Here is an 11,719-nt window from a genome sequence, read left to right on the forward strand (position 1 = left end):
GGAAAAGTTATTTCAGGAAAAGGGAGATAAGAAGATAAAGGGCGGGAATCCCAAAAATGTAGAAAAACCCTACAGCGGTGCAGAACTTCTCGTCCCGAGTATAGCCCTTTTTTTTCAAATATGGTCTGTCCACAAGAAGAAGAAAAAGGCCGGAAGCTATAAAAATTATCACCTGAGTTATATTGAAGGAATTAATAAAATCCTTCAATGTCATATTCCTTCACTTCCTGTTTTTTTATAGTTTTTTGCCCGGCACGGTTTTTTATACAGGCAAAATAAAAAAGGCTTTAAAAGCCTTTAAAAACTCAAGCTCCTTTTTATAAAATCCTTTTTAATATCATCCTTTAAATAACTTAAAAATCTGGAAAGCAGCACCGCCGATTCCGCCTTAGTGAGCGGGTCAAAAGGTCTGAAGCAGCCCGCCCTGTCTCCCTTTACAAGTCCCAGCTCCTTTGCCGCAAAAACCGCCCTTTTTGCCCAGGAGGGAATGGAGTCATCATCGAGAAACCCAGTGCTACCCGGATATTCTCCCGCCGCATTTATAAGGCCCAGGGCTCTTACCAGGGAAGTTACCGCTTCCGCCCTGGTAAGAGTTTTATCGGGGGAAAAGAGCCGGTAGGCCGTCCCCTCCATAACCCCAAACCGGTAGAGGCTCTCAATGTATTCGTAGCCTTCTTCTTTTTCGCTCACATCATCGTACAGGGATTTTCCCCCATTTGCACCGGGGTTTTTCAAAAGGCCCGCACCGCTCCCTTCCAGGATCTTAGAAACCCTTGAAGGGGAATCCATAAGCCTTCCTAAGGCCTTTGCAAAATTGCCCCTTTTTTCATAACCTTCCGGGTAAAAATAGTTTCCCGTTTGTACTAGTATTCCAAGGGACAGGAGCTTTTCCACATCTTCTTTTGCCCAGTGGTTTTTCAAATCTGCCGCCTTCACGATTTGCATCCGTTTGCTGACCGGCGACGTTTCCAGGGTCTTTTCCATTGCCCCCGAATTCCTGCCTGACGAAAGCGGGACACCATCCTTCATCCTGGGGAGGTCGTAATCGTATTTCATCCGCGAAAACTCTCTGGTTTCCTCCAGAAATCCTCCCTCGAAGCTTATGAGCTTTGGATCGTTTTTGATATATGATAAATCCCTGGTTATTTCCCGGTATATTTCCGAACCTATTTTAGCATCCCAGGAATGGGCGGGAATATTTTGTTTTGAGTTTTCCTTCCTGCTGCAGGTAATCAAATAGGTGCTTTTCCTTATCTCTAAGCCGCCGAAAGGGCTGTTGTATTCAACCCCTTTTGAAGAAAATTCCACTACCACTTCCCCTTCATCCCGGTTTATCGAGTATACCTTCCTTCCGCCGAAATTCAGGGAGGTATAATCGACCGAAGGTGTAATATCGGTAACCTGAGAGGAGGAAAAGGAATAAGAAACCAGGCTGTACCTATCCTGCGTTTTTCCTCGCTTCACGGTGATGTTTTCGCTGAACCGGGAAAGGATGGCATCTTCTATTACCTGCCTTTTTTCCTTTATTTCCCTTACCGTCACGTCGAAAGTAAGGCTCCTTGTAAGCTGAATCGTCTTTTCTTCATCGGAAAGGCTGTAGCTTATCCTGTCCTGCCTTTTGCCGTTTTTTACCCTGCCTTCGGTTATTGTCACCTTTCCCTTCAAAAGCACCGGTTCTCCCGTCAGAAACAGGGGTTCGACGTACTCCACCTCATTTTTTATCCCCCCCTCATAGCCCGGAAGGGCAAAGGCTCGAACCGGAAATAGGTATAAGGCGAGGGCGAATATCAGGTTCATACCCAAAAACATCTTAATTTTTTGCAATTTTTTCATGGTATATCCCTCTATATTTAGAATTTAAAGATTACTAAAGCCCGGTTGTTATCCCTTATAAAATATATCCTGTCGCTTACATTCAACCCGTAAGGGTCAAGGATTTCTCCTTCTTTTATCACCAGCGCCCCGCTGAGGTTTATATCCAGTGATGCGGAATCGTAATTCCATTTGCCGTTAAAGGGGCTAAAATCCTGCATCCTTTCAACTGTCGCCGCCTCTGGTGGCATTGCAATGGACGAAATCCTGCCAAGGCTTATTATATCTTCCTTTTCACCATCCACAAGTACGATTCCCAGGACCGAGTCCCTTTTCTTCACCAAATAAGCCTCTTTGTAATAGTAGTTTTTGTAAAACCTGTCCTTTATAAAATCCTCTCTGGTAAGGACCTTTGCCTTTGAGGAAGTAAAGTCTACAAAGTAAAGCGAATCCTTTAAGTTGTGGTAATTTATAGCGGAATCCTTGCTGTTCCAATCGTTTTTGTAAAGCTCCCTCTGGTATTTTATGCCCACGCTGTCCTCCCGGATTTCATAAATTTTACCCTTAATAATGCTAATATCCGGAGGATAATAGACGGGCTGGTAAATAATAGGGATTCTTATAGAATTACCTTCCTTATTAAACACAGCAAAAGCTTCTTTTTGTTCTTCCAGCACCTCGGGTAAAATTAGTGTATCGTTATAGGATGCAATGGTGGAATCATCGAAGGTGCCCTGGGAGCCGGTAAAGTTAATGATGTTTAATGACCATACGGGTTTAAAAAATCCGTTTTCTAAATATTCGTCTCCGTTTTTTACTATCACCTTCAGGGCTTTATAGTTTTTTTCTTCCCCCGAACAGGCCACATAGGCTTCTTTCCCCTGAAGTTTTAAAACATCATTGACGGGAATTCTCTCTCCGGAAAGGTAGGCTTTTGTATCCCCATCTATATTTATTTTGAAAAGCCTTCCTTTATCGTAGAACCTCCCCATAAAAAATTCCTTTACATTGGAAAGCAAAAGGGCCCCGCTAAAATCGGATTTTTCTATTTTGCCTTTTAAAATTGCGTTTACCCTCCCGCCGGGAAGAAGGCTTACCTGCAGGGCTTTTTTTGTCTGCCCTGAAGAAATAACCCTGGCTTCCAATTCGTCCCCCGGGCTTATATTTTCATAATCCACCTTGTTTCCGGCTTTCAGCACTTCGGTATCGGGGTATACGTAAAATTCCTCGTAAACCCGGCTCTCTCCGTCAAAATTTACCAGAGTGACCTTTACGGCATCCTTTTCAGCGCTTGCCGTCAGCACCATCCCTTTTACGGTCACTTCCCCGGGAGCCCGATAATCTTCACCTTTCAGGTATACCGCAAAAACCCTGTCCCCAAATACCCGGACCGTAGCCTCAACCCCGGATTGTATTTCCTTTTCACTCACCCTTTCCTGGCCCATGTAGACCTCGGCTCCGCTGACCAGGTAATAATCCTTAATATTTTTGTCCTCTGTCTTTAACACCATCAGCCTTTTTGTTTGATCGTATTTTTCTATGGTTCCGGAAATAGCCTTTTCTCCATTGCCGAGAACCTGAACGAGTAAAACGGAATCATTTTTTATAAACAATTTGACCTGGTCGCCCGCATTAAGGGAATCCGAAAGATAAAGATTTTTCCCTTTTAATACCGGAAAATCCAGGCTTCCCTTTACCCTTTCTATTTTTATATTTTCGCCGGTATAAAGCCTTATTTGTATATAGGCGGAATCCCTGCCCGTTACCTTCCCCTCTTTTACCGTGTAAGGTGATGAATCTTTTTCCAAAAACCTGTCCAAAAAGGCGGCAAATTCCGCCCTCGTAATGGACTTTTTAGGGTAAAGCTTCCCTGCAGAACCGTAAATATAGCCCTTTTCAAAGAGAGAGGCTATATAACCCGCCTTTTTATAATCTATTTCGCCGGCATCCTGGAATACCGAAAGGTTTAGGCCGTAGTTTTCCTCTGCCTGTAAGTTCAGGGCTTTCGCGGTAAAATAAAATATCTCTTCCCGGGAAGCGGGCAGGGTAAAATCCATTGAATTTATTTCCTCATCGGAAATTATCCCCATATTTTTTGCCTTCATGATATCCTCTTTTGCCCATTCGGAGGCTTTAACCTGAGCTGTAGCTGTCGAGCCGGGCAAGTTGTTTGCCCCATAATTTTTCGCTTTTTCATAAAAAAGCCTTACCAATACCGAGAGGGCTTCCTCCCTCTTTAAATTCCTCCCGGGATAAAACCTTTTCCCATATCCCGTCATGAGTAAGAGGGAGTAAACTCTTTTTATTGAGGACTCTGCCCAGTGATTTTTTGTATCCTGAAAATCGGGAGTTTTTTGAAAAACTCCGGCATAAGGCACCCCTTTGTAGTCGCCTTCCCCGGCAGATGCCGCAGGAAAAGGAAGAAGAGGATTGATGATTATGCTTAAAGCCAGAATTAATATCAAAAGAGCGTTACATTTATTTAATCTCCCGGAAAAAAAGACTTTCTTTTTATAAAAACGCATATTACACCAATTTTTATTCCTACTATTTTCGTAATAATGCATCTTACCCTCTCCTTCCCTCTTGAGGCCCTCCCATGCCACCTGAATTTACCTTCCTATAACCCCGTAATAACCCGGGGCGGTTATTATTCCCCCCGAAGTGAAGTAATACCCGGCCGCTTCGGAAACCTTAGCCCAGGAGCGTTTTTTATCATCGTATTTTTTCAAATCCGCGCTCTTTAGCCCTTTCTGATAAAAGGTGTTAAAATCGTAATCGATGTAAAGGTTTGCTTTCACATAATCTGGCTTCGTGTAGTATTTAGAAACCTTGTAATCAAAGTCCACATAAACCGCATCCGAAAGAACCACATCCCCTTTGGAAAGGCCCTTTAACAGCTCATCCTTTTCTTTGCCTTCTGCCCTTTTAACTTTTATTATCAGGCTCGTGTCCTCTTTTTCTTTTTCGCTCAAAGAAGCAATTTTATAAGAGTAAAGGGAGTCGGAATTTAAATTTATAACCACTTCATCGAAGACAAGGGTTACAGAGCTTGCCTTAGAGAGGATTCCAAGGGGCAGATAAGCGGTGTAATTTTTGTAGTTTAAAGCCTTGCTGGATTTCACCGTAACTTTGTAACCCTTATCCTTCAAAATCCCTTCGCTTTTTATATAAACGGTCACCTGGGATTTGCTCTTATCCTCGGAATAATCGTAAGGGAGCTCCAAAAGGTTTTCCAGTTCTCCCTTTTTTGTATAGGCGTAATCGGCATAGGAGAAGTCAGATATGCCGAGCTCATTCACCGCCCTTACCTTGAAGTAATATTTTGTGTCCGGTATAAGCCCCGTCACGAAAAATACCGTGTCCGCCGTTTTGCCGATGTATTTGTAATTGGAACTGCTGCCTTCCGCTCCGTAAATTTCATAATAGTTGGCATTAAGCGAAGGTTCCCAGGAAAGTTTAATTGTAGTTTTATCAAAACCCGAGGCCCAGAGGTTCGCAGGGGCTTCCGGCTTTGTCCTGGGGGGTTTATAGTAAAACCCGTCTTTTAAGGTAGCCTCCGCACCGTCCGGGTTAATTACCTTTACCTCTTTATAACCGGCCGTGTGGGGCGGTGTCTTAGCCGTGATTTTCGTATCTCCCAGCACATTTACGTTTTGAGCGGTTTTTCCTCCTATGAGCACCACAAGTCCCTGCTTAAAGTTTTTTCCGGTGATTGTAATTTCGGTTCCGCCTTCTACCGGACCTTCGGAAGGCTCAATTTTTTCGATTTTTGGGAAATCTACATAAGTAAAACCCTCTTCCAGAACGTCAATTCCCGTATCGGGGTTGATAACTATTACATCCTTTACCCCCAGCTCTCCCGGCGGGAGAATTATCTTTACATGATTTGGCTCAACAAGGGTTACCTGAGCCTCGTTTTCGCCGATAAACACCTTTGCATTGCTCAAAAAGTTTTCACCGTAAATATTTACCTCAATGCCGCCGTAGGCAGGGCCTTTTGACGGGTCAATCCCGGTAATCCTCGGATATTTTTCGGGCACTTTATACTCAAAGCCGTCTTTTAGCGCTCCGGAAAGGCCATTGCCGTTTAATACCACCACATCCTTTTTACCCGGCGTATTGGGTGGGGTGTATCCTTTTATTGTGCTGTTGTCCACCGCCGTGGCGTTTTTGGCCAGTTCCCCTCCGAAGTAGACGCTCACGGGGTTTACAAAACCGCTGCCCTTTATGATAAAGGGAGTTCCCCCGGAAACCGCTCCTTCCGCGGGGTTAATAAATTCCAGTTTCACCTCGCCGGCAATATTTAAATATTCATATCCCTTGGAAAGGATGGCAAGGCCTCCATCGGGATTAAGCACCCTTACGTCCGCCTTACCAATTTCCCCCGAAGGAACTTCTGCGGTAATTTTTGTACCCGCTGTAAACCCCTCATCGGTGGAAAGCCTGCCCGTATCGTCTTCAATTTTTTCCACCCTTGCCTCATTTTTCCCTATATACACCCGGGCATCCTTTCTGAAATCCTCTCCCTTAATGGTTATTAAAGTCCCTCCGGTTTTCGGCCCTTTAGCCGGGTTTACTTCAAGTATTCTGGGCTTTGATTCGGGGACCACAAAATAAAATTCCTCTCCGTAAAGGGCAAGCCCCCCATCCGGGTTTACGAGTATCACCTCAACGGGATATTTACCCTCTTCAAGCCGATCCGCCGTGCCCGTTTTATAGGCGGGTGTGACACAGGTGGCAAGCTCTCCCGTTTCATCCACCGCCACCTCCTTAGCCTCCACACCCCCGAAGTATATTTTCGCACCCAAAACAAAGTTTTTCCCGTAAACCTTAACAAGGGCGCCTCCAAAAATTGTACTCTGAACGGGGGTTACGCCGGTAATTACCGGCAATGTAGCGGGCGGTACGTATTCAAACCCGTCCTTTAATGTAAACGTCCCGCCGTCCTGGTTTACAACGGTTACAGCCTTTTTGCCGTAGGTATCGGCTACAGGTGTTTTTATCCTGAGCTCAGTGGGACTTATCAGGTTTACTTTGTCATTTGGAATTTCCTTGCCGTCTATCAGGACTATTATACCTTCTCTGAAGTCACTTCCGTAAATTGTAACCGGAGTGCCTCCTTCAGAGCTTCCCTTATTGGGGACTACCGAAGTTATCTTGGGTGAACTTCGAGGCACGGTATAGGTAAAGCCCTTTTCCTTTTTTGCAAAACCGCCGTCGCTTAGATTTATCACCTGCACGTCCACCGGACCTTCCTTGCCCGGAGGTGTTTTAGCGATAAGGGTGGTGGAATTTTTATATGTCACCGAAGGCGAGAAGGTGTCGCCGAAGACTACCGCAGCGTCCTTTGCAAAGTCCTTTCCCGTAATCGTGATATCGGTGCCGCCGTCCACCGGGCCTTTATTGGGAGTAATATAGTAAATCTCGGGCTTTGTATAGGTATCCCTGTAAAGGTATGCCCCTTCTTTTCTGGCTTTGCCTGCATCGCCCCGGGCATCCGGGTTGACTATTTCCAGGTCGACAAAACCTTTGTAGCCCCCCGGTGAAGGCGGGGTAAAGGCTTTAATCACGGTTTCATTTAGCACCTGAACGTTTTGAAGTTCTATGTAATTTTGCCCCTGGTAGACAAAGCTCCCCGTGAAGTTTGCCGTCAGGCCCGGAATAAAGTTTTTGCCTTTTATTTCGATGTACATTCCTCCCTCAACCGGGCCTTTCTGAGGTGTGACGGATTCTATTACCGGTGTGCTTATATATTGAAAACAGTTAGTTAGGGTATAAGTCCCTCCGTCGCTGTTCACCACGGTTATGCTTTTAAAACCCGGCGTTCCGGGAGGTGTTATAACCTCTATTTCGGTGGTGCTCTTCACATTTATTTGCTGTGCCTGAGTTTCCCCGATGAAAACCTTTGTGCCGGGGCCTGCCATAAAGTCCTGACCGGTAATGGTAATTTTGTCCCCGCCGGTGGATTTCCCAAAATCGGGGGTTATCCCCGTTATTACGGGTTTTGTCTGTTCCACAAAATAGAGGAAGGCCTTTGGAAGGGTTGCGCTTCCAAAACCGTTGTAGACCACCACATCTTTTTGCCCGGGCGTATTGGCGGGCACCACAAGGGAAATCCTGGTTGGGCTTTCAACTACTACGTTCAGCGCCGCCTCTCCCCCAATGGCAACCTGGGTGCCTTCTATGAAGTTGGCACCGAACACCACCGCACTAATTCCCCCGAGCACGCTGGCGGTATTGGGCGTAATGCCCGTAACGATTATGTTGTTCCCCTTGTAAATAAATCCTCCGTAGGCAACAGCCTCGCCCCCGTCGGGGTTTACCACCTTTACATCAACGGCCCCCACCTGGGTGCTCGAAGGGGTTATAGCCTGAACAAGGTTTGAGCTTACGACCTCCACTATATTTGCCTTATTTTTCCCGAAATACACCTCCAGCCGCTTACCGCCCGAATCGGCTATGAACTCTTCCCCGTATATTCTTACGATAGTTCCTCCGCCCGCAGGGCCTACCGCCGCTTCTTCCTGCCCGGTCCTCTGGTTGTATGCTGATACTTTGGTAATCTTAGGCTGGCTTTTCGGGAGTTCATAGGTAAATCCACCCTTTAAAACCGCGGAGCTTTCTATTTCCAATTCCTCTTCGGGATTTTTGGATTCATCCACCTTGACTACCTTAACTATAACGTCCTGAGCTCCCAGGGAGCCACCCGGAGTTTGCGCGGTAACGGTGATAAGGTCATCCTTTACGTCTACGCTGTATGCTTCATTGCCGCCTATGGTGAGTTTAGTCTTTCGGTATATTGTGCCTCCTACCAATTCCCTTTTTACAAAATTTGCACCTTTTACGGTTACCGAGGTACCTCCCAGCACCGAGCCCTTATTGGGTGTAATGCTCGTTATGGATAACGCTTTCTCGGGAATTTTATAAGTAAAGGGTTTTGCTGATACGGCGTATTTTCCGTCGGGGTTTACCACCTTTACCTCCTTTTCCCCTGCTGTACCGGAAGGCGTCAAAGCCTTCAAAGTGGTTTTGTAGATTACGCCCTGTTCTGAAATTTCCTCCGTTATTTCAATTGAGGTGACCTGGGCTTCCCTTCCGTCGATGTAAAGCTTTGCACCGCTTCTTATGTCATAGCCCACAACAGTTACTTCGGTGCCTCCCGTGGTGGGACCCGATAAGGGGCTGATGCTTTCTACCTTTGGATTGCTTGGGGGAAGCACATAGGTGAAACCATCTTTTTTAATATCAATTCCGTAATCGGTAAGGTTTATCACCGTGACATTTTTTGCGCCTTCCTGATTCCTTGGGGTTTTCACCACTATCTTAGTTGATGAAGCACTTTGAATCTGTGCTTCTGCCCCTCCGAAGAATACCTTAATATCCTCAGCCTTACCCGCAAAGTTGGTGCCTGAAATCTCTACTATGTCTCCTCCTTCCGTGGTACCCGTTGAAGGTGTGATGCCGGTTATTGTAGGAGATATAACGTATTTGAAGGGCACAGTCACCTTTGAACCGTCAGGATTTTGTACAACAACGTCTTTTACCCCTACATCTCCAAGAGGGGTTTCAAAGGTTATTATGTGCCTTGCAGGCGATTCTTTGGTTACCTTTATATTTAAAGCCGCTTTTCCTCCTACGGTAACCGTAGCATTGTTTGAAAAGTCCTTTCCTTCTATCCTTATATTGTTGCCTCCTTTTGTGGTCCCAACATTAACCTTTATATTCATAAGGGACTCAATATTCGCGTTAACAGGTGCATATACGTACTGCCCCACATCCTTATCGTAGACAAGAGATGTAACCTCAGGATTGCTCTTTGCATATTCAAACTTTTGCGAGGAAACCGCCGTGCCCTGATCGGGGTTTACCACCTTTACATCCACAAGCCCCGGTGACGGACTTTCGGGAATAGTTGCTTTAATGCTCTTTTTATCAGTTGAAACAACAACGTTTTTTGCCTCATAGCCTCCGAAGTAAACCTTTGCTCCATCCATGAAGTTGTCGCCGTAAATAGTAACATCTTCCTGCTTTGTGGTTGTAGAAGATGTGGGAAGAAAACTCGTTATTGCAGGCTTACTCCTCGTATATGTAAAAGAGGAAGTAGCAGTACCTCCATCCTTATTTACCACCTTCAATGTAACCGTGCCCTCAACGCTGCTCGGAGGTGTCAATGCCGCTATGTAATCCCCTTCTGCTGTTTTCGTTAAACGAACTTCCAAAGCGGGCTTTGTCCCAAAATACACCTTTACCTCATCGGGATAACCGTCATCCCCAAATTTAGTTCCTTTTATATATACCCACTGGTTTCCGAGCACGCTGCCCTCAGCCGCTCCGGAAAAATCCATGCTGTTCGATACTTTTTCAATAACCGGGGTGGTCCTGGTATATTCAAAAGCATTATCCTTTGTATAACTTCCGCCGTCAGTATTTGTAACCGTAACCGACACAAGTCCAGAAACGGTGCTTTCAGGCAGTGTAGCTGTAATTAATGTAGAGCTTTGTACCACCACATTTTTTGCCGCTATTGCACCAAATTTTACAGAAGCACCGCTCATAAATCCCGAACCCGTTATGCTTACCGCAATGCCTCCAAGCACACTGCCGCTTGTTGGATTTACGGCATCTATTTTAGGGTTTGAAATATAAGTAAAACCGTTTTCTTTTATGGCACTTACACCGTCAACGGTTACGATTACATGCTGAGCCCCCAGGCTTGATAAAGGTGGGGTCTTTGCAACTATTGTGGTTTCGTTTATTACCTGAACATCTGTTGCCGCTACACCCCCGATCGTGACGGTAGTAATTGGATTGGTAGTACCCGGATAATACCCCGATACGAAATTTGTACCCTTTATGGTAATTTCCGTCGCGGTATTAATGGGCCCCTTTGTAGGGCTAATGCTGGTTATCGTGGGGGTGCTTTTCTGGTAGTAAAACTTTTTGCTGTCTTCCGCCGGGTTATAGACAGCGGTTCCTCCATCAGGATTTTCCACACGGATATCCTTGTAACCGATAAACATGGCGGGAACGATAGCTTTGATAACGGTAGAGCTGACATAGGTAATTTTGCTTGCCACATAGCCACCTATTTGAACAATTAGCTTTCTTTGGGAATCTATATCCTTCATGAATTCCTTTCCGGTAATGGTGATCTCCGTACCGGCCGTTCCGGTCAGGGGTGTAACGGAATCTATCTGGGGTTTACTCTGCAGGTATGTAAATCCACCTCCACCGGACGGGTCGGATATAGCCACCTCGGTGTCGGAATTTTTGACCGTGACGCTGACGCTCCCCAGCTGGGGATAGGAGGGGGTTTCTACGGTGATAAGTGTCCCCTCCGAATTCACCGAAATAACCTTGGCCTCTATGCTTCCAAAGAGCACCTTTATCTTATTAGCAGGAGCAAAATTCTGCCCCTGAATGGTAACAGTCTCCCCTCCCGCAGCGCTTCCGCTGCTGGGAGTGATTGCCTGTATGACCGGCACATCCGCAAAAGCAGCTTTATAAGGAAAAAAGGTTATAAAAAGCGATATGAGCATTATCAGGGATAAAATTTTATGCAAAGTCTTTATTTTATTTATTTTCGACACCCGAATTCCTCCTCCGGCAATTTTTTCTATGTAAAGGAATATTAATTGTCATTTATTACGAAAATTTTATTATCTAATTCGACAAAAAACCATTAAAATCCTTTTAAAAGAAAATTATCCAGATTATCCACAAAGTTATCCACAGGTGTTGATAATTTGCTCTTCTTGTCCTTCAGATTTACTGCAGGTTAAGAAGGGTTTTCCCCATTGTGTATAATTTATCCACATGCTTTCCACAGTTGTTAATAAATACTTTTTTATTTTTTATCGACATATTTTTCTCCAAGTTAATCCCGGAAAAATCCGATTTTTTT

At 45.2% G+C, this 11,719-nt stretch carries 4 protein-coding genes; all 4 read right to left on the reverse strand.

Annotation, left to right across the window (positions count from 1 at the left end):
• Positions 1-7 precede the first annotated feature (7 nt).
• Entirely contained in the window at positions 8-208 is a 201-nt protein-coding gene (locus ATZ99_RS06620) for a CLC_0170 family protein (RefSeq protein WP_187694832.1), read from the reverse strand.
• An 89-nt stretch (positions 209-297) separates the two neighbouring features.
• Complete coding sequence (locus ATZ99_RS06625) at positions 298-1,833, reverse strand: S-layer homology domain-containing protein (protein WP_068748449.1); 1,536 nt, start codon at positions 1,831-1,833, stop codon at positions 298-300.
• A gap of 17 nt (positions 1,834-1,850) precedes the next feature.
• Positions 1,851-4,379 (reverse strand): S-layer homology domain-containing protein, encoded by a 2,529-nt coding sequence (locus ATZ99_RS06630; protein ID WP_157074727.1) that lies wholly within the window; start codon positions 4,377-4,379, stop codon positions 1,851-1,853.
• Between the two features lie 45 nt (positions 4,380-4,424).
• A complete protein-coding gene (locus ATZ99_RS11845) occupies positions 4,425-11,405 on the reverse strand; it encodes an IPT/TIG domain-containing protein (RefSeq protein ID WP_068748451.1) in 6,981 nt (2,326 codons plus the stop codon).
• Between the last annotated feature and the right edge of the window lie 314 nt (positions 11,406-11,719).

Origin of the sequence: Thermovenabulum gondwanense (genome assembly GCF_001601575.1) — a bacterium.
Lineage (GTDB): Bacteria > Bacillota > Thermosediminibacteria > Thermosediminibacterales > Thermosediminibacteraceae > Thermovenabulum > Thermovenabulum gondwanense.

Excerpts from the sequence above, each read along its gene's own strand:
- ATZ99_RS06630 (WP_157074727.1), bottom strand. The coding sequence starts at position 4,379 with ATGCATTATTACGAAAATAGTAGGAATAAAAATTGGTGTAATATGCGT.
- ATZ99_RS06625 (WP_068748449.1), bottom strand. The coding sequence starts at position 1,833 with ATGAAAAAATTGCAAAAAATTAAGATGTTTTTGGGTATGAACCTGATA.